The sequence below is a fragment of the Streptomyces sp. NPDC001100 genome (assembly GCF_053598575.1).
In genome coordinates, this window is record NZ_JBSFKO010000004.1 from 373,852 (window position 1) to 396,891 (window position 23,040).

The 23,040-nt window shown below is 67.5% G+C and carries 20 protein-coding genes; 11 read left to right on the forward strand and 9 right to left on the reverse strand.

The features are described from left to right. Positions 1–78 precede the first annotated feature (78 nt). Positions 79–1,056 (forward strand): bifunctional riboflavin kinase/FAD synthetase, encoded by a 978-nt coding sequence (locus ACWDEW_RS08100; protein ID WP_450510691.1) that lies wholly within the window; start codon positions 79–81, stop codon positions 1,054–1,056. A 75-nt stretch (positions 1,057–1,131) separates the two neighbouring features. Here the strand turns inward: ACWDEW_RS08100 and ACWDEW_RS08105 are convergent, their stop codons facing one another. The 3 genes from ACWDEW_RS08105 to eccE all read right to left on the reverse strand — a co-directional run bounded on the left by ACWDEW_RS08105 (position 1,132) and on the right by eccE (position 6,632). Further along, positions 1,132–4,230, reverse strand: coding sequence for an SCO5717 family growth-regulating ATPase (locus ACWDEW_RS08105; RefSeq protein WP_450510693.1), 3,099 nt, complete (start codon positions 4,228–4,230; stop codon positions 1,132–1,134). A gap of 333 nt (positions 4,231–4,563) precedes the next feature. Beyond that, on the reverse strand, positions 4,564–5,313 hold the full coding sequence (locus ACWDEW_RS08110; protein ID WP_450510759.1) for a hypothetical protein: 750 nt from the start codon (positions 5,311–5,313) through the stop codon (positions 4,564–4,566). A 5-nt stretch (positions 5,314–5,318) separates the two neighbouring features. Then, a complete protein-coding gene (gene eccE / locus ACWDEW_RS08115) occupies positions 5,319–6,632 on the reverse strand; it encodes a type VII secretion protein EccE (RefSeq protein WP_450510695.1) in 1,314 nt (437 codons plus the stop codon). A gap of 205 nt (positions 6,633–6,837) precedes the next feature. Here eccE and eccB point away from each other — a divergent pair, with 205 nt between their 5' ends. Together eccB and mycP are read left to right on the forward strand one after the other, a co-directional pair. Beyond that, complete coding sequence (gene eccB, locus ACWDEW_RS08120) at positions 6,838–8,370, forward strand: type VII secretion protein EccB (RefSeq protein ID WP_450510697.1); 1,533 nt, start codon at positions 6,838–6,840, stop codon at positions 8,368–8,370. A 25-nt stretch (positions 8,371–8,395) separates the two neighbouring features. Beyond that, on the forward strand, positions 8,396–9,652 hold the full coding sequence (mycP, locus tag ACWDEW_RS08125) for a type VII secretion-associated serine protease mycosin (protein WP_450510699.1): 1,257 nt from the start codon (positions 8,396–8,398) through the stop codon (positions 9,650–9,652). Positions 9,653–9,697: 45 nt separating this feature from the next. On the opposite strand, the gene ACWDEW_RS08130 is transcribed toward mycP, so the two are convergent. Both ACWDEW_RS08130 and ACWDEW_RS08135 read right to left on the reverse strand, forming a co-directional pair. Further along, positions 9,698–10,141 (reverse strand): hypothetical protein, encoded by a 444-nt coding sequence (locus ACWDEW_RS08130; protein ID WP_450510701.1) that lies wholly within the window; start codon positions 10,139–10,141, stop codon positions 9,698–9,700. A gap of 388 nt (positions 10,142–10,529) precedes the next feature. After that, positions 10,530–10,883 carry a DUF4333 domain-containing protein gene (locus ACWDEW_RS08135; RefSeq protein WP_450510703.1) on the reverse strand — a complete coding sequence of 118 codons (354 nt, stop codon included), beginning with the start codon at positions 10,881–10,883 and terminating at the stop codon, positions 10,530–10,532. Positions 10,884–11,253: 370 nt separating this feature from the next. Here ACWDEW_RS08135 and ACWDEW_RS08140 point away from each other — a divergent pair, with 370 nt between their 5' ends. From ACWDEW_RS08140 to ACWDEW_RS08150, 3 genes are read left to right on the forward strand one after another with little or no spacing between them, the layout of a single operon-like run. Further along, a complete protein-coding gene (locus ACWDEW_RS08140; RefSeq protein WP_450510705.1) occupies positions 11,254–11,559 on the forward strand; it encodes a hypothetical protein in 306 nt (101 codons plus the stop codon). A 40-nt stretch (positions 11,560–11,599) separates the two neighbouring features. Beyond that, a complete protein-coding gene (locus ACWDEW_RS08145) occupies positions 11,600–12,892 on the forward strand; it encodes a putative T7SS-secreted protein (protein ID WP_450510707.1) in 1,293 nt (430 codons plus the stop codon). Positions 12,893–12,948: 56 nt separating this feature from the next. Next, the gene (locus tag ACWDEW_RS08150) at positions 12,949–13,464 is read left to right on the forward strand and encodes a hypothetical protein (RefSeq protein ID WP_450510709.1); all 516 of its coding nucleotides are present in this window, start codon (positions 12,949–12,951) and stop codon (positions 13,462–13,464) included. 11 nt (positions 13,465–13,475) lie between these two features. Here ACWDEW_RS08150 and ACWDEW_RS08155 read toward each other — a convergent pair whose 3' ends face one another. From ACWDEW_RS08155 to ACWDEW_RS08170, 4 genes are all read right to left on the reverse strand, one after another. After that, entirely contained in the window at positions 13,476–14,195 is a 720-nt protein-coding gene (locus tag ACWDEW_RS08155) for a hypothetical protein (protein ID WP_450510711.1), read from the reverse strand. A 218-nt stretch (positions 14,196–14,413) separates the two neighbouring features. Next, positions 14,414–15,085, reverse strand: a complete 672-nt coding sequence (locus tag ACWDEW_RS08160) for a hypothetical protein (RefSeq protein ID WP_450510713.1) — start codon at positions 15,083–15,085, stop codon at positions 14,414–14,416. 66 nt (positions 15,086–15,151) lie between these two features. After that, entirely contained in the window at positions 15,152–17,452 is a 2,301-nt protein-coding gene (locus ACWDEW_RS08165; protein WP_450510715.1) for a hypothetical protein, read from the reverse strand. Positions 17,453–17,457: 5 nt separating this feature from the next. Then, the gene (locus ACWDEW_RS08170; protein ID WP_450510717.1) at positions 17,458–17,910 is read right to left on the reverse strand and encodes a hypothetical protein; all 453 of its coding nucleotides are present in this window, start codon (positions 17,908–17,910) and stop codon (positions 17,458–17,460) included. 688 nt (positions 17,911–18,598) lie between these two features. On the opposite strand from ACWDEW_RS08170, the gene ACWDEW_RS08175 reads away from it, so the two are divergent. The 5 genes from ACWDEW_RS08175 (at position 18,599) to ACWDEW_RS08195 (ending at position 22,916) form a co-directional block, all read left to right on the forward strand. Further along, complete coding sequence (locus ACWDEW_RS08175) at positions 18,599–19,018, forward strand: hypothetical protein (RefSeq protein ID WP_450510719.1); 420 nt, start codon at positions 18,599–18,601, stop codon at positions 19,016–19,018. 2 nt (positions 19,019–19,020) lie between these two features. Then, positions 19,021–20,835, forward strand: a complete 1,815-nt coding sequence (locus tag ACWDEW_RS08180; protein WP_450510721.1) for a hypothetical protein — start codon at positions 19,021–19,023, stop codon at positions 20,833–20,835. Between the two features lie 135 nt (positions 20,836–20,970). Further along, the gene (locus tag ACWDEW_RS08185; RefSeq protein WP_450510761.1) at positions 20,971–22,155 is read left to right on the forward strand and encodes a S8 family serine peptidase; all 1,185 of its coding nucleotides are present in this window, start codon (positions 20,971–20,973) and stop codon (positions 22,153–22,155) included. A gap of 70 nt (positions 22,156–22,225) precedes the next feature. Further along, the gene (locus ACWDEW_RS08190) at positions 22,226–22,570 is read left to right on the forward strand and encodes a WXG100 family type VII secretion target (protein ID WP_019075425.1); all 345 of its coding nucleotides are present in this window, start codon (positions 22,226–22,228) and stop codon (positions 22,568–22,570) included. Between the two features lie 46 nt (positions 22,571–22,616). Then, positions 22,617–22,916: a WXG100 family type VII secretion target gene (locus ACWDEW_RS08195; protein ID WP_019075424.1), complete on the forward strand. Its 300-nt coding sequence runs from the start codon at positions 22,617–22,619 to the stop codon at positions 22,914–22,916. Positions 22,917–23,040 lie beyond the last annotated feature (124 nt).

A 23,040-nucleotide genomic window follows, 5' to 3' on the forward strand; every position in this document is an offset into this window, starting at 1 on the left:
ATGGCACCCTTAGACCTGCGTAAGAGGTCAACGACACAGGTCTACATACGGACACGGGTTCGATGAGGAGCGGTCACAGTGCAGCGCTGGCGTGGCTTGGAGGACATCCCCGAGGACTGGGGGCGCAGCGTCGTCACCATCGGTTCTTATGACGGGGTCCACCGCGGGCACCAGCTGATCATCCGGCATGCCGTGGAACGCGCCCGTGAGCTGGGCGTTCCCTCCGTCGTCGTCACCTTCGACCCGCACCCCAGCGAGGTCGTGCGCCCCGGCAGCCACCCCCCGCTGCTCGCCCCGCACCACCGCCGTGCCGAACTGATGGCCGAGCTGGGCGTGGACGCGGCGCTGATCCTGCCGTTCACCAAAGAGTTCTCCAAGCTGTCCCCGGCCGACTTCGTGGTCAAGGTCCTGGTGGACAAGCTGCACGCGAAAGCGGTCGTCGAGGGCCCCAACTTCCGCTTCGGCCACAAGGCCGCGGGCAATGTGGCCTTCCTGATCGAGCAGGGCCGGACATACGACTTCGAGGTAGAGGTGGTGGATCTTTACGTGAGCGGTGCGGCGGGCGGCGGCGAGCCCTTCTCCTCCACACTGACCAGGCGGCTGGTCGCCGAGGGCGACGTCGAGGGCGCCCGCGAGATTCTCGGCCGCCCGCACCGGGTCGAGGGTGTCGTGGTGCGCGGCGCCCAGCGCGGTCGCGAGATGGGCTTCCCGACGGCCAACGTCGAGACCCTGCCCCACACGGCGATCCCGGCCGACGGCGTCTACGCCGGGTACCTCCACGTCGAGGGCGAGGCCATGCCGGCCGCGATCTCCGTCGGCACGAACCCGCAGTTCGACGGCACCGAGCGCACGGTGGAGGCCTACGCCATCGACCGCGTCGGCCTCGACCTCTACGGCCTGCACGTCGCCGTCGACTTCCTCGCCTTCGTGCGCGGCCAGGCGAAGTTCGAGTCGCTGGAGGGTCTGCTGGAGCAGATCGCCCAGGATGTGAAGCGCTGCCGGGAGCTGATCTCGGCGGACGCGGACGCGGACACGGACTCCGGCGACGCCGGGTAGCTGTTTCCGGTTCTACGACGACGAAGGGCGGCCGGTGCTTGTGGGCACCGGCCGCCCTTCGTGTTCGGTGGTGGGTTACTGCTGCGGGGGTGCGGAGGGCGGGGGCGGGGTGCCCTCCGGCGGCTGCGCGTAACCCGGATGCTGCGGGTAGGGCTGGGCCTGCTGTCCCGGGTGCTGGGGGTAGGGCTGCTGGCCCGGCTGCTGTTGGGGCTGCTGCGGAGGGTACGGAGCCTGCTGGCCCGGAGCCTGTTGTCCCGGGTACGGCTGCTGTTGCGCCGGATAACCCTGCTGACCCGGGTAGCCCTGCGCTCCCGGGTATCCCTGCTGGCCCGGCATCGGCGGGGCCAGCACCGGCGGGGGGTTGCCGTCGCTCGTCCACAGGCCGTGCATCTGCTGGTGGCGGACGAAGTCCTCGGCGACCAGGGCCGCGAGGTTGAAGTACGACTCCCGGACCTTCGGCCGCATCATGTCGAGGTCGACCTCCGCACCGGCGGCGAGATGCTCGTCGAACGGCACGACCACGACACCCCGGCAGCGCGTCTCGAAGTGGCTGACGATGTCCTCCACCTTGATCGTCTTGCCGGTCTCGCGCACCCCCGAGATGACGGTGAGCGAGCGCGAGACGAGGTCCGCGTACCCGTGCGCCGACAGCCAGTCCAGGGTCGTACTCGCGCTGCTCGCACCGTCCACGGACGGGGTCGAGATGATGATGAGCTGGTCGGCGAGGTCCAGCACACCGCGCATGGCGCTGTAGAGGAGACCGGTACCGGAGTCGGTGAGGATGATCGGGTACTGCTTGCCCAGCACGTCGATCGCGCGCCGGTAGTCCTCGTCGTTGAAGGTCGTCGAGACGGCCGGGTCGACGTCGTTGGCGATGATCTCCAGACCTGAGGGCGCCTGGGACGTGAACCGGCGGATGTCCATGTAGGAGTTGAGGTACGGGATCGCCTGGACCAGGTCGCGGATGGTGGCGCCGGTCTCGCGGCGCACCCGGCGGCCGAGCGTGCCGGCGTCCGGGTTGGCGTCGATCGCGAGGATCTTGTCCTGGCGCTCGGTGGCGAGGGTGGAGCCGAGCGCGGTGGTGGTCGTCGTCTTGCCGACACCGCCCTTCAGGCTGATGACCGCGATCCGGTAGCAGGACAGCACGGGCGTGCGGATCAGCTCCAACTTCCGCTGCCGCTCGGCCTCTTCCTTCTTGCCGCCCAGCTTGAACCGCGAGGGCGAGGCACCCGGCCGACCGCTCTTCGCCTTCTGCTTCTTGTTGCTGAGCAGCCGGTCCGACGACAGTTCCACGGCGGCGGTGTAACCCAGCGGCGCGGCACCGGGGTTGACCGGCTGCCGGTGGTCGTGCTGCATGGGCTGCGGCCAGGCGGCACCGGTGCGGGGGTCGATCGGGGGCGCGGAGGGAGCCTGGGGGTGAGCCTGCGGCGGCAACGGTTGCGGCTGCGCCTGCGGTTGTTGGGGTGTCTGCGGGGGCGGGCCGGGGTGCCGCGGGTCGCCGGCCTGCCGGGGGACCTGAGGTGCCTGCGGGGGCTGCGCCGGGTCGGACCAGGACTCCGGGGCGAAGCCGGGGCGGGGGGCGCCTTGGGCGGGGGCGGGGGCGTGCGGGAATCCGTAGCCGTCCTGCTGAGCGGGGGGAGGGGGGAAGCCGTAGCCGCCCTGCTGGTCGGGAGGGGTGGGGGCCGGTCCGGGATGCGGGGCGGCTTGCTGGTTCTGCGGTGCGGGGAGCGGCCCCTGGGGGGTGCCGGGCTGGCCGTGTTGCGCCGGCGGCGGGAAGCCGTAGCTGCCCTGCTGGTTCGGTGGGGTGCCCGGCTGGTTCTGCTGGGCCGGGGGCTGGGGGAAGCCGTAGCCACCCTGTTCGTTGGGGGCCGGCGACGCGGGCGACGTGGGCGGCTGGGGGAAGCCGTAACCGCTCTGCGGCGGGGCCGGGGCCGGGGGCGTGGGTGCCGGGCCCTGGGGCGCGGGGGCGTTCCATGCGGCCGGTGCGGGCGGAGGTGTCTGTGATGACTGGGGTGCCTGCGGCTGCTGGAACGCGGGCTGCTGCTGGGGCGGCGACGGCGGCTGGGGCGGCCCGGGGTTCACGGCCGGGGGCTGCTGAGCCTGAGCCTGTGCCGGAGCCTGGGGGTGCGGCTGTGCGGGCCAGTGGTCGGCCGACGCCGGGGCGGCGGGCTGGTAGGAGGGGGGCAGGGGCGGGACCCCGCTCTGCGGGGCAGGCGGACGGGTCCAGGCGGGCGGGAGGGGCGGTACGTCGCCGGTGGCACCCGTCGCCGGGGCGGCGGGCTGCGGGGCGGCGGGCTGCGGGGCGGCGGCCTCGGGCGTGGAGGCCTCGGGTGTGGCGGCCGGGGCGTCGGTGTCGCTCGGTTCGTCCGCGGGGGCGGAGGGCGTGTCGGAGTTCGTGGCGGGGGGAGTGGAGGTGTCGTCGGCGCTCTCGTCCTCGGCCTGAGCTTCGGCCTCGGCCTCGGCCGAGGCCGCGCTCTCCGAGCCGGCGACCACGCCGTCCTCGTCCTGAGCGCTCACCTCGGCAGCGTCATCGGTCTCCGGGGTCTCCGTCAACTCACCGTCGGCCGGAGGCACCTCATCGGGCACCTCACGTTCGGGACCCCCGGAACCCTCGAACTCCCCTTCTCCGGAGCCCGATTCGGTACTGACGGGATCTCCCACAGAGCCCTCGGCGGGAACCGGAGCCGGAGCCGGAGTCACCAAGGCCTCCGCGTCGGTCTGTCCCGGCGTGGGGACGTCCACCCCACCCCGCTCCGTGATCTCCCGCTTCAGTGCGGCGGCCGAGATCCGCATGGTCGCGCCGCTCACGAGGTCGCCGTTCTCGGAGTCCTCGTCGTCCTCGTCGGAGACCAGGGCCGCGGCCGTCCAGGCGGACGGGAAGCCGGGGTTGTTCGGCAGCGCGGGCGTCGAGAACGGGAGGCCGACCGGCGGCGACGGCGGAGGCGTGGCCGTACCGTTCGGCGGAGTCGGTGCCGAAGGCGGTGCAGGTGTCGCAGGCGGCGCGGGCGTCGGCGGGGCCTGTGCAGGTGTGCCCGACGAGTTCTGCGTGTACCAGGCCGGCGGGGCGTAGTCGATCGTGAACTCGCCCGTCATCTCGATGGCGGACTCGTCGTCGGGCTGGTCATCGCCGGGCGTGGCCCAGCCCCCGCGGATCCCGTCCCGATCGCTGCTCACAATTCCTCCTGGTGTGGTCGAGCACCCTCATGCCGTGCTGGGGCGACCGTTCTTGACATCCGAACATCCGATGCGCCGGGTCGTCCCCCCGAGCCCCTGGCCCTGGGCGACGCACCACCCGCGCGCGGATACTCGTGACGTGCCCCGTCCCAGCCTAATCACCAAAACCGTGGACTCGGCAGGCCCGCCCATCCCTTCGTGCACACCCACACGACCGAGACCGGCGATAGTGGATCAAATCCCCCTGGAAATCGACCAAACGCGACAGCTCGGGCACTTCAATCGGCCGGATGCACCCCACCGGCGGTCCGGCGGTCCGCCCTCGCTCCGCCGTCAGTCCATGCGGCGCGCGACGCCCAGCAGTCCCACCTCGGCGTCCGTCGGCTGGGTCATCACGTACTGCCGGTCCCGCTCCGTGCACCACAGGGTGACGCCTTCGGGCAGCGTCGGCAGTGACTCCAGGTCGGGGCGCGGCAGCCCGATCACGCGCCCGATCTCGGCCGCCTCGTCCGGCGACACCCGCTGCACGCCCACCAGCCGCGCCTGCCGCATCAACCGCGGTGCGACCGGGCTGAGATACGGCAGCAGGGTCAGCACGGACTGCCAGGGCGCCGACGTCACCCGCCCGCGCGGGGGCCGCATCCCGCAGTCCCGCACCACCAGCACGGGCGTACCGGCGGAGGCGCCCTGCGGGGGGACGCGGCCGACGTCGTACACCGCGAGGCCGTTCTGCCCGCCGCCCATCGCGTGCACCATCTGCATCCAGGCCTGCGGCCGTCCCGTCTCGACGGCGACGCGCGCCCCGGTGGCCGCCGCGCGCAGCGCCAGCACCTGGGCTGTCCACAGACCGCTGATGAGCAGGATGTCGTACGGCGTCGGGCGGTTGACCCCGAGCACGGCGGGCCGGCCGTCGGGGTCGATGCCGACGACCACGCCGTCGTCCCCGATGGGCAGCGACAGCGCCTCCACCTGGTCGACGGGGAGTGCGTGCCGCGGATGGCGGGGGCCGAGCAGACCGAACCCGGTGCGCAGCCGCGAGGCGACACCGGTGGTGCCGGGCTCTGTGGTCGGCATGGTCGTCATGGTCATCAGCGGGCACCTCCGAGGGGCAACGTGGCGAGGACGCCGGGGAGTTGTTCGCGGTCGAGGCGGGCCAGGCCGGCGCGTGCCTGCCGGGCCGCCTGCTCCAACTCGCGCCGGGCGTCGGTCAGTTCCTGGTTGCTGCGGCCGGTGATCCGCAGGTGTCCGGTGAGGGCCACGTCCTGCTGCTCGCCGCGGGCCAGGGTCAGACTGAAGGTCGTCGCCAGCGCGGGCACCGCCGTCAACTGGGCCACCAGCTGTGCCAACGAGGTGCCGGACTCGCCCAGTTGGGGCCAGCGGCGCACCCAGTAGGTGGTGTGCCGGCGGTTGTCGCAGCGCCAACTGCGGCTGGACTCCTCGGTCCGCCGCTGCGGCGCCTCGCTCCGCCCGGCCTGCGCGGTCACCATCGGGTTGGCGCACGCGGAGGTGGCGATCGCGGCCGTCAGCTCCTCCTCCGTGAGCACATGGGCCCGCAGACCGGCACCGGACAGCCGGCTCGACAGATGCTCCGCCGACCGCACCAGGCACTTCTGCGCCCCGACGAGACCGCCCCCGCGCGCGGCCACCGCCTCGGGGCAGAGCTCGGGGTCGAGCTTCAGCGCGATCCAGGTGATACGGACGGCGGGGGAACCCGTCTGGGCCTGCAGCGGCGCGTAGTTGCTCACCACGACCGACTGCTGCGGCAGATGCAGCGCGGGCGCGGGCTGGGTGTGCACCACGATCTGCGCCGATTCGAGACGGATCCCGTCGACTTCGAGGGTGTCCCGGACCAGCCCCACGGGCAGCGGTCTGCGTCCGCGCTCGGCACGCAACGCGCCCGCGTCGGACTCCACTTGGAGCACCGCGGTCAGGAAGTCGCCGTCGCCGATCATCCCGACCGGCCGCTGGTCGCGGTCGTCACCGCGGTGGTAGCTGTACGTCCGCAGGCCCGGGTCGCACTCCACGGCGGGCGCGAGACCGGCGTCCGTCCCCGGCGGGACCGGGGTGTTGGCGGCCCGTCGCACCCGGGACCGCAGTGCCAGCAGCGTGCCGAGCCACTCCGGCAGGGAGCGCCCCCGGCGTCGTACGACAGCGAGGACCACCAGGAGCGCGGCGACGACGATCGAGGGCACGAGCGCGACCGGGCCGACGAGCCAGCCGCAGACCACGAGCGCCGCGGCGACCTCCAGCAGCACCAGCCGCTGGGTCGTGAACGAACCCCCGCGCCCCGAACGCGACTTCAGATGAGGCGTGAAGGAACCGCGGTACGGACCCGAGACGCTCGCCTGATCCGAGGCGGCCGCCGATTGCGATCGCGACCGGTTCCGCGTTGCGGAAGCCATCACTCCAAAACCCCCGAACTCTCCCGAAAATCCCTGCGCCCTGGTCCCCTCAGGGCCAGAGCACCCTACCCGTGACACAAGCACACCCACGCAACAGGCATAGTAGGGGGCGGGTCTGACACCAGAGGTATCAGAGGCAATCGGGGGCAGTGGACGTATCTCCACAGGTCCTCCACGGCTCCGCACGGGGAGAGAGCGGACACAGATGGCATCACGGCGCGACGAACTCAACGCCTACACCTTCGCGAAGCGCCGCACGCTGGCGTCCTTCCTGCAGCCGTCCCCGACAGGCTCGGAAGAGGGCGCGCCGAAACCACTGGGCGCACTGGTGCCCGGCGTCATCGTCGGCGTGGTGATCCTCGCGGTGTTCGGCGGTATCGGCATGTTCAAGCCGACAGCGCCCCAGGGGTGGGCCGACGTCGAGTCGCATGTCATCGTCGCGAGCAAGTCGACCACCCGGTACGTGGTGCTGACCACCGGCAAGAACAAGCAGAAGCAGCTGCACCCGGTCCTCAACATGGCCTCCGCCAAACTCCTCCTGGACCCCAGCAAGTCCAGCGTCATCACCGTCGACGAGAACGTCCTCGACAACGGCAAGCTCCCGCACGGCGCCACCATCGGCATCCCCTACGCCCCCGACCGCCTCCCCTCCTCCGACGAGGCCGAGGCGGCCAAGCGCTGGGCCGTGTGCGAGCGCCCCAGCGCCGGCGGACGCGCCATCCAGAAGGCGACGTTCGTGCTCGCGAAGAAGGAGTGGCCGAAGACGGAGGGCACCGGCAGGCTCTCCGGCGGCGACCTGATGTACGTCGTCGCCCCGGACGGCAGGACGCAGTACGTGGTCGACGCCCAGGGCACCGCCTACGAGATCGCCGACCCCTCGGACAACGAACTCCTCAAGGCCCTCGACACCCAGGGCCGTGCCCCGCAGCGCGTCTCCCAGGAATGGCTCGACACCCTCCACAAGGGGGACGAGATCTCCATCCCGAAGATCACCGGCGGCACCCCGGGCGCGAAGGCCGGCGCCTCCGCCCTCCTGGAGGACTACGACAAGGTCGGCGAGGTCATCAAGGCCTACGCCGGCCAGGTGATGCAGTACTACGTGGTGCTGCCCGGCAAGGTGGCCCGTATCTCCGAGTTCACCGCCACGCTCCTGCTCAACAGCGGTGACCTCGTCGGCGTCGGCCAGGCGGGCGAGGCCCAGCAGGTCAGCCCCGGCGCGGTCGCCGACAGCACGACGTTCGACGCGGACAAGAACTGGCCGACGTACAAGCCGAAGACGGTCAACGACGGCACCAGCGCCACCAGCGGTCCCAACACCGTCTGCAACGTGCTGCGTTCGGTCGGCGCCGACAACAGGACCACGCTCTCCACCTGGGTCGGCACCGACTACCCGGCGCAGCTGCCCACCGGCTCCTCCAGCGCCTACGTCACCGCCGGTTCCGGCCAGCTCTTCCGCCAGGTCAAGGGCACCGAGGCGAAGGCGGGCCCGGTCTTCCTGGTCACCGACACCGGCCTGCGCTACGCCCTGCAGTCCAACAGCGACAGCGCGACCGACGACAGCGGCATCGGCACCACCGCCGCACAGCGCAAACAGGAACTGAGCGAGGCCGAGATCGCGCAGACCCGCCTCGGCTACGAGAAGGTCACCCCCACACCCGTCCCCGCCGAGTGGTCGACGTTCCTGCCGATGGGCCCCCGACTGTCGGAGGCGGCGGCACGGCAGCCGCAGGGTTCGTGAGAGAAACGGGCGAGGGGTTCAACTGATGCTGATCGCGCGGATGTTGAGGGTCACGGTGGCGGCCTCGATGGTGGCCGTACCCCTGTCGATGTCACCGTTGCTGGTGACTCCGGTGTGGGCGGACGACGGCCAGTGCACGTTCCCGTCGAAGGACTACACGGGCCGCCCGTGGGCCCTGCAGCGCGTCAATCTCGACGAGTTGTGGGCGGAGTCCACCGGCAAGGGCGTCAAGGTGGCCGTGATCGACACGGGCGTCGACGTCAAGAACAAACAACTGAAGTCGGCCGTCGACGCGTCCAAGGGCGAGAACCTGCTGCCCCCCAAGAACTCCAAGGGCGAGACGATCGACCGCGGCAACAGCCGGGGCACCACCGACACGGTCGGCCACGGCACCCGGGTGGCCGGCATCATCGCGGCCCGCCCCGCCAAGGGCACCGGCTTCGTGGGCCTGGCCCCCGACGCGACGATCATCCCGATCAAGCAGAACGACGCGGAGGGCGACGGCACGGCCGCCACCCTCGCGACAGCGATCCGCGACGCGGTGGCCAAGGGCGCCGGCGTCATCAACATCTCCCAGGACACGGCGAACGCCCTAGCCCCCGACGACCGCCTCCGCCAGGCCGTGGACTACGCCCTCGCGCAGCGGGTCGTGGTCGTCGCTTCCGCGGGCAACGACGGCCTCGGCGGCAACGTCAAGGTCACCTACCCGGCCTCCTACGACGGCGTCCTCGCGGTAGCGGCCTCCGACCGCAACAACGAACGCGCCTCCTTCTCCCAGTCCGGCGAGTTCGTCGGCGTGGCCGCGCCCGGCGTCGACATGATCTCCACGGTGCCCGGCGGCGGCCACTGCTCCGACAACGGTACGAGCTTCTCGGCGCCCTATGTCGCGGGCGTGGCCGCCCTGTTGAAGGCCAAGTACCCGCACTGGACGGCCCGCCAGATCGTCGCCCAGATCGAACAGACCGCGGAACGCTCCATCTCCGGCCACGACCGCCTCGTCGGCTGGGGCGTCGTAGACCCGGTCAAGGCCCTCACGGACGTCGACCCCGAACACCCCGTCGAGTCCCCAGCCCCCGAGGGCGGAGTCTCCAAGGCGGAGGCCCCGTCGGTGACCCCACTCCACTTCGGCGAGACGGCGGACGAACGGAACACGCGGCTGGGGACGTATGTGGTCGTGGGTGGGTTGCTGGCGGTGGCGGGGCTTGGGGGGAGTGCGGTGGCGGTGCGGGATGCGCGTCGGCGGCGGGCCCGGGTCACGGGTGGTGGCGGGGCGGGGAGTTGACGGGGGTGGAGAAGCGTGGCCCCGGTTGGCAGCGCCGACACCCGCTCAGAAGGAGCTCCGCTTCTTGCAGGGCCCCTGTTTCTTGACCTTCGCCGTGTAGTCGGTGATCAGGCTCTTGATGGCCGACTCGTCCGACCGCGCGGGCTTCAGGACCTTGACGAGGGTGCTGATGTCCTCCTTCTGCACGTCGGTCCCACGGCACTTGAGCAGTGACACAGCGGCGTCGTCGGCGTACGCGATGCTGGTGCCTACCGTGAACTTCGGTTGTGTGACGCGGAGTTGGGTGTACAGGATGTGCCGCGCCGAGTCACCGGCGACGATGCGCTCCCTGCTCAACGCCAGCACCATGACGTCGTCGACGTCGACCGTGCAGAGCAGCACATCGTCGGTCGACCCCTCCGCCTCAGCGGTGAGCTTCTTGCCGGAGGCGGGCAGCAGCCGGGACAGCGCGTCGACCGGCACGGACACCCCGCACAGGGTTTTCGGCACCGTGAACTCCCGACTCGGCTTGTCCGTCGAGCAGCCGGTCGTAGCGAGCGCGGTGACCGTGGCAAGGATGGATACACCTCGCGCAAGGTACGTCCTGTGCCTCATTTCGTGTCACTTTCCGAGGTAAGGACCTCAGTCGGGGCAGGCGCCCGAGGCGGAAGCATTGGCCGCTCGTTTCTCCACGCTGATGGAGAGCACCGTTTCCCCGTCGTTCTGGAGCCGGCAGCGCTGCACGCCGACCGCGAACGTCCGCTGCGCGCTGATCTTCTTCCCGGGCGGCAGTACGGGTTCCAGCGTGGCGTTTGAGATCTCGGTGCCGCACAGCTCCTTCGGGGCGACGTATTCGCGTGTGGGCGACGGCGAGGAGCAAGCAGCCTTGACGCTCCGGTCAGCTTGCGGCGGGGGACGGTGTGGCGTCGGCCTCGATGCCGAAGTTGATGTTGTCGCCGTCGACGGAGGACACCGTGACGGTGACGCCCAAGGTGCTGCCGTCGCTCGCTGTGAGCTTGCACCGGGTGGTTGTACCGACCTTGCCGGTGAGGTCCTCCGGACAGGTGATGTCCGGCTTCGGCTGGCCCGTTGTGGCGGCGAGCTTCTCGGAGACCGTGGTGGCCAGCTTGTCCGCAGACAGTTTCGGCGTTGACTTCCCGGTGCTGACCGATGCGGAGCAGCCGACGAGCAGTGTGCCGACGGCCACGGCCGAGAGGATCGACGCTGCTGCGGACAACCGAGTTGCGGGCATGGTGGACTCCGGAGTGGGCGATGGTGGCAGGGGAGTCACGAAGCATACTTGGCAATTGCGTTGGCTCCGCCGGAGGGGCCGTCCGGCCTGAGTCGAAGCCATCGACGCTTCCGCAACCGGGGTCCGTGGGCACGCTCTCTCGTTGCACTCAAGTAACAGCGAGCCGTGAGCAAATTGCGCAAACAGCGCCTTATACAGGAACCAAACGCGATTGAGTTGCGCTTACATCGCGATGGTGAATGTCTAGTAGAGGTCATTGGGGCACCAGGGGATGAGTTGAGAATCCGATGGTGATCTTGGTGGTAACGTGCTTGCGCTCAGCGTGAGTTGCGTATGCGAACAGATGTAGCAGGAAGAGGGGGGATTCGCTGTGGCCGGCGATCTCGGAGTAGGTCCAGGAGTCCTCAAAAAGGGTGGGGCGGACATTCTGGAGTGCCTCGCCCCGGTCAAGAAGGTGGATCTGAGTGACCCCGCTGGGCTGGCCACTGCTGTCGGGGACGACGACACCGCCGCGGCACTGGTGACGTTCTGTGCCACTTGGGAGTCTGGAGCCGAGTTCCTCGCCGACTGTGCCGCGACCTTGGCGGCGGGGCTGAACAAGGCCAATGGCGATTACGAGGACACGGACGAGGCCATCCGCGACGCGGTGAACTCCGTCAACACGGCACTGAAGTAGACGCCCACGCCCAGGCGTCAGAAACGGGGAATCCGCAAACATGGCAGCTTCACTCGGGTCGACGAGTGACCCGAAGGAACTCATCCCGGGAGACACCGGCAAGCTCGGTGACCTGGAGACCGCGTTCACCAAATGGTCGACCAAGTTCGAAGGGATCGGCGACGGTCTGCGCGGCCTGCGCGTCAAAGGCTGGGTGGGCAAGGCCAGCGACGCCTTCTGGCCCACCTTGGGCAAGGAGAAGACCAACTGGTACTTCGCCGGCGACGCGATGTCCGATGCCTCCAAGGCGGTTCACTCGTACGCCTCCACACTGCACTGGGCACAGGGCCAAGCCGCGATCGCCATCGACAAATGGAAGACCGGGGACCACGACGCCGCAGAGCATGTACTGAGCGCCGCGCGTACACAACTCAAGCCGGAGGCCGAGAAGCTGGCCAAGAAGCTCAACGACCTTGCGGGGAGCGCCTCCGACAGCCCGGACTGGCTTGTGGCGATCAGGAGTGGGCTGGACGCGAAGAAGTGGGCGGAAGACCACGGAGTCGGCAAGAGCGCCATCGCGCCGGAAGCGTGGGCCAAGGAGAAGCGACAGTGGTTCGGCACCGACGAGAACCCGCGCCACCGGGAAAAGACATGGGGCAAGGACGAGGAAGGTAATTGGGTCTTCCGCGACAAGCCCGCGGACTCGGAGGACGACGCCGACACCCCCAGTAAGAAGGTCGAATGGAGCATCAAACTCGCTGAGTGGTCGGGAGACGCCAGCGCCTGGTCGGCCGATGCCGCCAAAGAAGGCAAGGCGGCCGGTGTCGACCTCAAGGGCGCGCTGGGCGTTTCACTGCTGGGTGTGGACGGCTCCGTCGGCGCGAGCGTCGCGAACGGGCAGTTCCAGGTCGGCGCTTCGGGGACCGCGTATCTCGGACAGGCCTCCGCGACCGGCAGCGCGCAGTACGGCATCCTCGGAGCGCAGGGTGAGGCGAAAGCCTTCGCGGGCGCCGATGCCTCGGCGAAGGTCTCGGCCGGCAAGGACGGACTGCACGGCGGCGCGGAGGCGTTCGCCGGGGCCAAGGCCACAGGGTCCGTCTCTGCGGACGTCGCTGGTGTGGGCGCCGGTGCGAACGGCGAGGCCTGGGCGGGCGCGGGCGCCGAGGCCAAGGCCGATCTGGGCAGGACGGACGGCAAGTTCACCATCGGCGGAGAGGTCGGCCTGGGTCTGGGCCTTGGCGGCAAGGTCGGTTTCAGCGTCAACGTCGACGCCGGAAAGCTGGGCGAAGCGCTCGACGACGGTGCCGACGCCGTCGGCGACGCCTGGGACAGCACAGTCGGCAGCTGGCTCTAGCCCGAGTCGAAGTCCACGAAGTCCACGTCGAAGCTCACTGAAGGTTGGGATCCACCATGGCGGCCACGTTGCCGGTCAAGATTTCCTTTTCACTGCCGGACGGCTGGCAGGCGGCACCACCGGAGGAGGTGGGAACTCCGAACGTGGCATTCGTAGCACTGCACCCCGCCTCCATCGACAACGGTTTCACCGCGAACATCACCATCTCGGGCGAGATGCGCAACGACAGTGCCACCATGTCGCAGATCGCCGATGAGGCGGTGCCGAGGCTGGAGCAGGCCGGGTCGGTACGCGTCCTCAAGAAGGCCGAAATCGGTACACCGGATATTCCTGGCCTGACGGACTCTCCCGGAGTCGTCCAGAACCTCGTCCTCGCCACCACCCTGCGGGGAGAGCCCATCGAGCTTTGTCAGAGCCAGGTGTACCTCGGCACGGAGGACGTCAGGAATCCGGCGCAGCGCGCCGTGATCGAAATCGTCCTCACGGCGAAACCGAATCAACTCGACGAGCTCATCGGCGACTACAAGGAATTCCTCAGGACAGTGGAGTCGGCGGACGAGAATCCAGCCTAGGATCGGATTGGTCAGGTGGTTGCCCACACCCGCGCGGGAATCCGGGCGAGTACATCGCACAGGTAGTCCAGCCGCTCTTCGAGGTCCTGCGGGGACAGCGTGCCCGTGTACCACGTGAACAGTTCGTCATCGCGCAGCCGGAGGGGGGACTTCTGGGCGCGGGAGTCCGAGAGCAGGAAGGTCGGCATGGGGTCGCTCAGGATGCTGCGGGCGAAGTCCTCGTCATCGGTGACAACCCGAAACTTCTCGTCGAATTCCGGTGAGCCCAGCAGCATTCTGGGCCGACGGCCGAGCATCGCATCGAGTTTGCTGGGCCGACCGATCTGCAGGAACGGCCCGGAACCCGGTGCTGATACCAGGAAGATCGACTCGATGGTCAGCTTCTTGGACTCCCCGACTCCGCTGCTGCCCGACAGAGGATTGGAGTAGCGGTACTCGAAGCACTTGAACGAACGGCCGCGGAATTCTCCGGTGACGTAGTGCCAGGCGCTCAGGTTGGAGCCGCTGCCAGGCATGGGACCCACCCCGCAGTACTCGGTGGCCCGCCCTCGCGCACGCTGTTCGTACGTCCACCCGTGCTCCGCGGCGACCCGCGAGAGGTCCGCCCAGCCCTGCCTGATCCGCTTGTCCTCCTTGCCGCTGCGCACGAACGCCCTGATGACGAGGGCGAACATCCCCACCACGAAGGCAAAGAGGGACACCTTCAGCAGAATCCCTACTACCGTCTCCATGCTCCAGATTATTGCGGACGGCGAGTGGGGCCTGGGGGTCGGCCCCTGACACTCCAGGGCCAACCCAACCAAACGTGCGGCTGGGCACATTGACCAGCAGACCGGACTCCGATGAACAGCCGAGGGCCTTGGCCGGGCCGTAGAGTTTGGCCTCTAGTTCTTTCCGTGCTTCCGGCCGTGTAGGTGATGATGATTCCCAGTGAGGAGTCACGTGGGTCTCACCTGGGAGTTCCTGTTTCTCCACTGGGTGCCGGTGCCGGGATCTCGGATGGGAGCGCCGCCTCCGAAGCGCAGTCGAGTTGCTTGGCCATGGCTCCCGAGAGGGCGTTGAGTACGGTCATCAAGTCTCGGCTGGTTGTCTTTGTGGAAATCTGTCCTGGCGCACTCGTAAGACTTGCTCGGATGTAGGGAGTGGTATCGCTTGCTTTTGTGGGATCTTGGGTCGGGCATTTGAAGTAGAGCAGCGCGCTGCTGGTGCCGCCGGTCTGGGCATAGGAGCCGATGGGGTAGAAGGTTTTCTCGGAATCCCCACCTGACTCTGAAGTCTCCGTTTTCGGGACGTACTTGGACGCCGAGAAATCAATATTGATCAGTGGGTGACCGCTCTTGTCCCCGGCCTTGAAGACAACGCATTGATTGCGCTGTGTTTGGCCCTTGTGGACCGTGCTCGCGGCGTATTTCAGGGAGAACTTGTTCGACTTCCCGGAGTCGTCGCTACCGGGCAGCTCTGTGAACGTGGTTGTGTTACCCATGCGCTGTAGAGATTTGGCTGCCGACGCGTCGAAAGCGGAAGCGCAGACCTGGGAAGCGGTCAGGTCGGTCTCATCGGTACTTTTGTCTCCCCCGCCACAGGCGGAAACCCCGAAGACCATCACTATGGCACCCAGCACTGAACACCGTACGGTGCGTGCGCTTGTCCTGTATTGCAGCGGTTCGCGTGTCTGTTGTCGCACAGGTCAGTCCTTGTATGGAGCTCGGCCACGGTAGTCGTTCTCGGCTGATCCGGTCCCGTAGTAGGCGTTGTTGATGTCCTGGTCCCAGTTTTGACTGTCGGCTGTTTCTTCGGTTTTGGGACTGTCATCCAAGTATGAGACGTACGCTTCACCCAGCTCGTTGATACCCTTTTTATAGAACTCACTGCTGGTCAGCTGAGACTTTTCCGCAGGGTTCTGTTCGGCATCGTCCACACTCTTGTCGATCTGCTGGCCGATGAAGGTGTTGATCGCTTCACCGACGGTGTCGGCGGCGATGGGTGCGATGACCACGGCCGCAGCGGTTGTCCCGGGGAGTGGGATGGCGCCGATGCCGACCCCGACGGTGGTCCCGACCCCTAGTTTGATCCAGTCGGAAGATCGTCCCAGAGACTTGTTGGCCGCGTCGGAGGCCTCTCCGTAGTCCGTCGAGGCCTGCTCCACACGGGAGTTGTCGAGGATGCCCCGGGCCTGAGCCCCTGCGACCAGCGCGTCATGCGCGTGACCGATGTTGGCGTCAGTGGTCGGCGGATACTTGTCGAGGACGCTGAGTGTGTAGAGGTGTTGTGCTGCGGTGACGGCTCGGTGCGAGTTCTCGTCCTGGCCGAGCACACTCAGGAAATTGATTGCACCGTCGTTGGTGAAATTCGCGCGGCCTTGGTAGCTGGCGGGGAAGGAGCCATTGTCCAACTGGTGTTCCCCGACGCCGGACAGGTTGTAGTCGATGTCGTCGATGTAGGCACCGGCCATCTTGCCCAGGCTGTCGGCCAACTCCGGCTGGCCATGCAGCAGTTTGGGACCGTCCTCGCCGCCGTAGAGGTATGCCACCTCCTCCATTACAGCTGCGGTCGCAGGAGTGCGATGATCTCCGCCGGCCTTGATGTCCTCGGCGGTCGCATCGGACGAGTACCCGGTCGTGGCGGCTTCCAGGGCGTGGCCGAGAGCGTCGCGTCCGGCAACGTAGCCGTCCTTGCCCTCCAGCGTTACATCGGAAGCCCAGACCCGTTCTTGGGTGAGGTATTTGAGGTGCTCGTTGACTTCTGAGTTCTCGTTGACCACGTCCCTGTCGACGGTGCCGTCCGTGACATCAGGCCGGGCGAAGAACTGCTCCGACGCTCCCGGATTGTGCCCCAGAGCCTCCAGGAATCCCGTCACCGGGTCGCGGCCCCGGTCGTTCTTGTAGCCCCAGTAGTTGAGGTCTCCCTGGTTGGCGTTGTTGACCCAGAGGCTGATGCCCTCGCCGTTGACCTGTTTGTCGTAGGCGAGGAGCTTGTCGCCGTAGTCGTTGAGGAACTGGTCGTCGTAGTCGCCGAAGCGCATGAGATTGCTCATGACGGCATAGCCGGTCGGATTGCTCGCGTCGTCGATGCCGAGCTGGTCCGGGCCGAGCTTGGTCATCTGGCTTTCCCAGCTCTGCATCTTGTCGCTGTCGGAGAGCGTGGCCCGTCCGATGGTGATGCCGAGGTTCTTCTGGAGCTGCTTGGCCTGCTCGCCGCGTGCGGGGTCGTAGCTGCCCTGGTAGGGGTCGGCGATGCCGGCATAGAAGGTGAGGAGCTTCTTGGGCCCCACCTGCTCGGCGAACTCCTCCGCGAAAAGAGGGTCGTTCTTGTATTTCACCAGGGTGGCGTTCAGGCTCGCGAGTTCCGTGTTCGTCACGTCGTGGGGGTTCTTGGCGAGGATCTTGGCCATCGCGTCGGCGTCGGCGATGGCCTTGGCCGCGGCGTCCCGGTTCTCGTAACTGGCGTCGGAGAAACCGTACTTGGCCTGGTCGACGATGAGGCGCAGCGCCTTGGCCGCGGTGGAGTCGCTCTCGGTGGCCTTGGTGAGGATGCGCTGGATCTCGTCGCGCAGGGAGTCGACTTCGTGCTGGTCGACGGCGTCGGACCGGCCGCTGGGATCCGAGGCCCAGTCGGGGCGCGTGGTCCGGGTGACGACGAAAGTGCCTTGGCCGGTGTCCAGTACCGTCAGGCTCTTCTTCTGGCCGCCCGCGACGGCTTCGTTCAACTGGTCGCGGTAACCGACGAGTTCGCCCCGGGTGTCACTGAGGATGTTGGCGACGGTGTCCGCCTGGGTGTGGGCGTCCGCGAACTCGCCTGCCGTCTTGTCGATGAACTCACGGGTGACAGTGGCGTTGACGCCGGCCCAATCCGCCTTGTCGGCCTTGCCCTTGAGGTTCCTGTCGGCGTCGGTGGCGAGCGTCTTGAGCTTCTTCGCCATGTTCTGCCAGTCGGTGATCGCCTCGTCGAGCTGGTGGAAGTTGCCGTAGCGGAGCGCGTCGAGATCCATCGGGTTCAGCTGCCCTTCCGCTCGTCGAAGCCCTTGTCGAGCGTGGCGATGTTGCTGAGCGTGCCCGCGATGTACGCCTCGTCGCCCGCGTGCGCGCCCTTGGTGTAGTCGAGGTGGTTGGAGATGTGGGCCGTCGCGTCGAGGACCGACTGGACCTGGTCCACCCAGTGCTCGGCGACATGGTCCAGCGCCGAACCGATCTCGTACCCCTCGCTCTTGAGGCCGTCGCCGGCCTTGATGGAACTCATCCGGGCGAGGTCGCTGTCGTGCTGGAAGGCTTGGTGCAACTCGTACGCCGCGTCACCGACCGCAGCGAGGTCGCTCTGGCTGACCCGTAGGTCACCTTGCGGATTGCCGCCGCCGGGATCGGCGGGGATCGAGTTGAGTTGCATGCGCGTGGAGCTCTGTTGGCGTGCAAGCGCGTCGCCCTTGAGCTGCTCCCATTCGTCCCAGCCCACCTTTGGTCACCCTCCCCCGCGCTCTGCCTCCGGCGCACCGGTCGGCAGGCGATGCCGTCTCCTGTTCACGATGATTGGTCAAGTTAGCAACCCGTGCCGAGGAAAATTAGAGTCGCGTCCGATGTGCGCGGATTGTCGATCGTGAAGGTTCGAGGGGGTGCCGAGTGTGTGGTTGGTCGACGGATGGTGGCCACATCCGTGCCTGCTCCTCGGCATCGGAAGGCTGCCGCTGCCGAAACCCGGCGCTGTCGGCGTGTGACTCGACCGGGCGCCCCTCAACGACACCGATGCGCCCCGAGTGGCGCGTGGGAGCCGTGGTGATCCGGAGCGATCGGTCGCGTGTGGGAATTCCATGAAGATCGCAACGGGGGCCCGTCCGGCGGCATCCGACGTTGTCGCGCGGGCTCGGGCCTCCGGCGGGGCGCCAGTGCTGCTGACGCGTGATCCATAAGTCGTAAAGTGACAAAACCGGCAGACTGTGGCGTCTGGCCCGGCCCCGTAACTGAGTTAACACACAGGCCGGTTGGCCCCGATGTACAGGTTGACTAGAGTGGTAAACGCGTTGTCAGGAGTGGCTCGCTTTGCGATCGTAGGGTGAGCGGTTGATCGTCCTCGGTTCGACGGTGGCCGATGGATGTACGGGGAAACGGGGAGGAGCGTCGTGCTTCCGGCAGACATGGTGGGGGGCGTGTCGGCTACCAGGGCGAAGGACCTGGAGGCGAGCAGCGAAGCGCTGACCGACTTCGTGAGCCGCGTGGACAAGGTCCTGCGTGATCTTGAGAGTTCGGCGGGGAACCCGAAACGGGTGGGTGCGCAGACGGTCAGTGCGGGGTCGATCCACAGGGGCGGGCGAGGCGCCTTCCATGAGGCGGACGGCCTGTACGACGAGTACCACGCGGTCCACGACAAGCTCACGGCCCTGTCCAAGACGCTCCATCTGCAGATCGAGGCGATCGGCATCGCCGTGCAGGGTGCCAGGGGCACCTTCGACGGGGTGGAAGAGGATCAGCGTCGGCGGTTCTGGGAGATCCAGACTGAGATCACGAGGATCAACGGGGCCTCGGGTCCCGAGCGCACCAACACCGCCAACTCCGGCATGAGTGGGTGACGATGACTGACGACCAGCACAAGGCGGACCTGAAAAGGGTCTCCAGCCAGAATCAGTTCACCGACCTGGCACGGGGTGTCGAGGAGCGACCGCGAGAGAACGGACTGCTGGCCGGCCTCTTCTACAACCCAGTGCGCGCGGTGGTCGAGAGCACGTCGCAGGGCCAGGCCGTCCACGACTCCGTGCACGGGCCGTCCGCCGACCGTCGTACGAACTTCGAGAACCGCCCGCTCAACGAGATGATCGACCTCGTGGAGCGGACGAACCCGGAGGACCTGGAGTCCTCCGGCAAGGCTCTGTGGGACGCGCGTGACGCGATCAAGGCGGCGGCCGAGGAGCTCGACGGTCACATCGACAAAGTCCGGTGGGCAGGGGAGTCGGGCGAGGCGTTCCGTAAGTGGGGGAGCGAACTCGTCATCCAGACGCACAGCCTGAGCAGTTTCGCCGGGGGCGCGGGGGATCAGATCACTGCTGCCGCGATGGGGCTGGCGTCGGTGCGTAGTGCCATGCCCCCTCGTGACACCCAGGCTGAGCGCAAACACCCCACGACGTTCACGGCGGCCGAGAAGGTCGCGAACAAGGACGAGTACGCGGCGGCCGTGCGCGTGGAGAAGGATCGCCAAGAGGCGATCAACCAGATGAACCGGCTGTCGTCGTACTACGTGGTGTCCAAGGACGAGCTGGCGGCGCTGAACAGCAAGGCGCCTGAGTTCACGGCTATGCCGGATGTGGGGGTGCCGCAGCCTGATCCGACATGGCGGGACGGCTCCGGAGGGTCTAAATCAGCAGACGGCCAAAAGACTCGTACGACCACTGTGCCGAGTCATCATGAAACGCTTGCAGCGGCTACGAGCAATGGCGGCAAGCACGTCGTAAGTGATGTCGTGTCGCCCGTCAAAGACGTCACCGGTCATGTGACGCCTCCCGATGTCACCACGCACACGAATATCGACAGCGTCGGTACGTTGCCTACCACCACGGTGCCCGCGACGGTCCACAACCCGCCGGCCATGGGTGCACCTGCCCCGGGCGGTGGCCAGACCAACGCCTTCGAGAATGGCTTGGGAACTCCCATGCCCAACGGACCTCTGGGCCGGAGTGTCAGTGGGTCGGGCGGGCTCAGGAACCCGATCTCCGCGCAGGGACGAACCGGCACTTCGGACCTGAGGAACTCGAACACGGGACGGACGGCGGGCCGTGGACCCACCAGCCAGATGGGCCGCGCCACCGAGACCGGCCGCTCCCTGGCCAAAGGCACTGCCTCCGGAGCGAAGTCGCCCCCGATGGGGCGTGGTGTCACGGGTGGTACTCCGAGAGCGAGTGGTACGGCGACTCCGCGAGCCAATGGTGGTTCAGCCACCGGTGCTGGTCGTTCGAATGGCGTCGTGGGCGGACGGCCTACCAACGGCACAGGCAACTCGGCGAAGGGCGGGTCCAGGATTCCCCGTGGAAACGTCATCGGAGCCGAGGAAGCGAGCGGCTCTCGGTCCGTGCCCGGTCGTCCGGGGCAGCGTGGAGTCTTCGGAGCGCCCGATTCTGCTGCCAAGCCGACCCCGAACGCATCGAAGCCCCGTGGCGGTACGGGCGCGTCCGAGGGTGTCACGACTGTGCCCACCGAACGTAAATCCGTTGCTCGAGCCGAACGCAATGGCATGACGCGCGGTGGCTCCGGCCTCGTACGCGGACCTGGCAACCAAGGGAAGCCCGGTGACAAGGAACGAGCGGACGGAGCTTCGTGCCCCGACCATCTCGTTGAGGACGAAGAGACCCACCTGCCCAACCAGCCGCGGCGCGATGTGCCGCCGGTCGTCAACTGAGCGCGAGCGAGGACAGTCAACGTCATGAAGTCAGGGAACAGCCGTCCAGCCCAGAGGGCTGCGCTGCTCAGGACACGCCGTGCCGGACGAGTACGTGCCGTAGGTGCGGTCCTCGGCGCCCTGGCTGTAGTGAGCGTGGGATTCGCGCCGAATGCCGGCGCTGACGACGTTCAGTCGAAGCAGTGGTACCTGGACGAGATGCAGGCCCACCAGATGTGGAAGGTCAGCACGGGGAAGGGTGTAAAAGTCGCTGTCATCGACAGCGGAGTAAACCCGAATACACCTTCGTTGAAGGGCCAGGTTCTCGTCGACGAGGTGCCCAAGGCGGTCGCATACCGCTCGACGGTCGACTACGTAGGCCATGGGACAACCATGGCCGAGTTGATTGCGGGTACTGGATCCGACGGTGGCCTGCAGGGACTGGCGCCGGGCGCCAAGATCGTCCCCTATCGCGTCTCCTTCCAAGGGATGAAGGCCGATGCGGCGGAGAAAAAGAAGACTCCCAAGCCGTGGCAGGCGATCAGGGCCGCAGCCGATACCGATGCAAAGATCATCAGCATGTCCTTCGGAGGGTTTGTCAGCCCGCAGGAGGAAGAAGCGATCAAGTATGCCGCTTCAAAAGGAAAGTTGATGGTCGCTGCAGTGGGAAATGCAGGTACAGGGAAAGGTACAGGCAATATCGACTATCCCGCTGCTTACCCTTACGTAGTCGGCATCGCGGCAGTCAACTCGTCGTTCGACGTTACGAAGTTCTCTTCGTACGGAAACTACGTCGACCTCGTGGCACCCGGTGACGGGTTTCCGGGATGGTGCGATACCACTTTCCGCTCCTACTGCGACAAGGCCGGCACAAGTCCCGCGACCGCCCTCGCCGCCGCCTCCGCCGCCCTCATCTGGTCCGCCCACCCCGACTGGACGGTCAACCAGGTCACCCGCTCCCTGATCGACACGGCGAGCCGGACGTGGCCGGAGAACGACCCGAGCAAGTACGCCGGTTACGGGTTCGTCCGTCCTCGCATGGTGTTGGAGAACGCCAAGTACGACGCGGGCGCCCCCAACGTCGACCCGCTGGCGAAGGAGAACGGCGGCAATCTGCTTGCCAAGTCGGCGAGTTCTCCCTCGGCCGCCTCGACTCCGTCCGCCTCGGCCACATCGAAGACTCCGGGCGAGACTTCTACCGGCGGCACCTCAGCCGCAGCATCAAGCGCACAGTCGTCCAGCGACAGCAACACGCTCTGGATCGCACTCGGCGGCGCAGCCGCAGTCATCGTCATCGGCGGTGCGGGCGTAGCCGCAATGCGCGCACGGCGTGCCAGGTGACCGGCATTTCCAGCCAGACCGCGAATCAGTCACGACGCCAGTCAATAGAAGGAAGAAGGGTGAGCTGACCATGTCCAACAAGCAGAAGCTCGAAGATGCCGCAGTAGTCGATATTCAGAAGCAGATGCTCGACAAGTACGACGGCATCGCCAAGCGCGTGCACGGGCTTCAGGGTGTGATCGACGGGCTTGAGGGTCAGTGGCACGGAATCGGGCGTGCCGCGTTCGACAAGAAGCAGTACGAGATCAACGAGTCGCTGCAGAAGATCGGCACCATTCTCGGTGACGTCATCGAGGCGATGACCGCGACGCGCAACATCAAGGACAGCAAGGAGGACGAGGTCCGCGCGGCGGTCAACAAGATCGACCTCCAGGACGGCGCCCCGACCGTGACCTCCCCGCTGAGCTCCTACTGAGCCACGACGTCCACTGCCCCATACGAACGAGACGAGGTACACACGCATGAGCCGTAACTCCGACGGCCTTTCCGTCACTTATGACGGGCTGGACTTCGCGGCCACCAAGATCGGCAACGAGGCGAAGCAGCTGGAGCAGGACCTCCAGGAGCTTCGCGCGCTGGTCGTGAAGAGCCAGCAGTACTGGGAGGGTGACGCCCAGGGCACCTTCAACGAGAAGCTGCACCGCTGGGACAAGGAAGCCAACGACATCCACACCGCGCTGACCGGCATCGGGCACGTCGTGTACACGTCGGGCGGTACCTACATGGAAGGCGACAAGAAGGCCGCCAGCTACTTCCAGTAGGACGAGGCACGCAGCAAGAACAGCGACTCAGGGTGGGCGCGCGCGGGAGGCGCCCACCTGTTGCCGTATCTGGCCCCTGCACGAGAGGGTGAGCACGCGCCGATGCCGCGTGCGCCGCGCGGAC

Coding starts and splice junctions, on each gene's coding strand:
- ACWDEW_RS08155 (WP_450510711.1), bottom strand. CDS start 14,195: ATGGAGACGGTAGTAGGGATTCTGCTGAAGGTGTCCCTCTTTGCCTTC.
- ACWDEW_RS08190 (WP_019075425.1), top strand. CDS start 22,226: ATGTCCAACAAGCAGAAGCTCGAAGATGCCGCAGTAGTCGATATTCAG.
- eccE (WP_450510695.1), bottom strand. CDS start 6,632: ATGGCTTCCGCAACGCGGAACCGGTCGCGATCGCAATCGGCGGCCGCC.
- ACWDEW_RS08195 (WP_019075424.1), top strand. CDS start 22,617: ATGAGCCGTAACTCCGACGGCCTTTCCGTCACTTATGACGGGCTGGAC.
- ACWDEW_RS08110 (WP_450510759.1), bottom strand. CDS start 5,313: ATGACGACCATGCCGACCACAGAGCCCGGCACCACCGGTGTCGCCTCG.
- ACWDEW_RS08150 (WP_450510709.1), top strand. CDS start 12,949: ATGGCGGCCACGTTGCCGGTCAAGATTTCCTTTTCACTGCCGGACGGC.
- ACWDEW_RS08145 (WP_450510707.1), top strand. CDS start 11,600: ATGGCAGCTTCACTCGGGTCGACGAGTGACCCGAAGGAACTCATCCCG.
- ACWDEW_RS08135 (WP_450510703.1), bottom strand. CDS start 10,883: ATGCCCGCAACTCGGTTGTCCGCAGCAGCGTCGATCCTCTCGGCCGTG.
- ACWDEW_RS08180 (WP_450510721.1), top strand. CDS start 19,021: ATGACTGACGACCAGCACAAGGCGGACCTGAAAAGGGTCTCCAGCCAG.
- mycP (WP_450510699.1), top strand. CDS start 8,396: ATGCTGATCGCGCGGATGTTGAGGGTCACGGTGGCGGCCTCGATGGTG.
- eccB (WP_450510697.1), top strand. CDS start 6,838: ATGGCATCACGGCGCGACGAACTCAACGCCTACACCTTCGCGAAGCGC.
- ACWDEW_RS08165 (WP_450510715.1), bottom strand. CDS start 17,452: ATGGATCTCGACGCGCTCCGCTACGGCAACTTCCACCAGCTCGACGAG.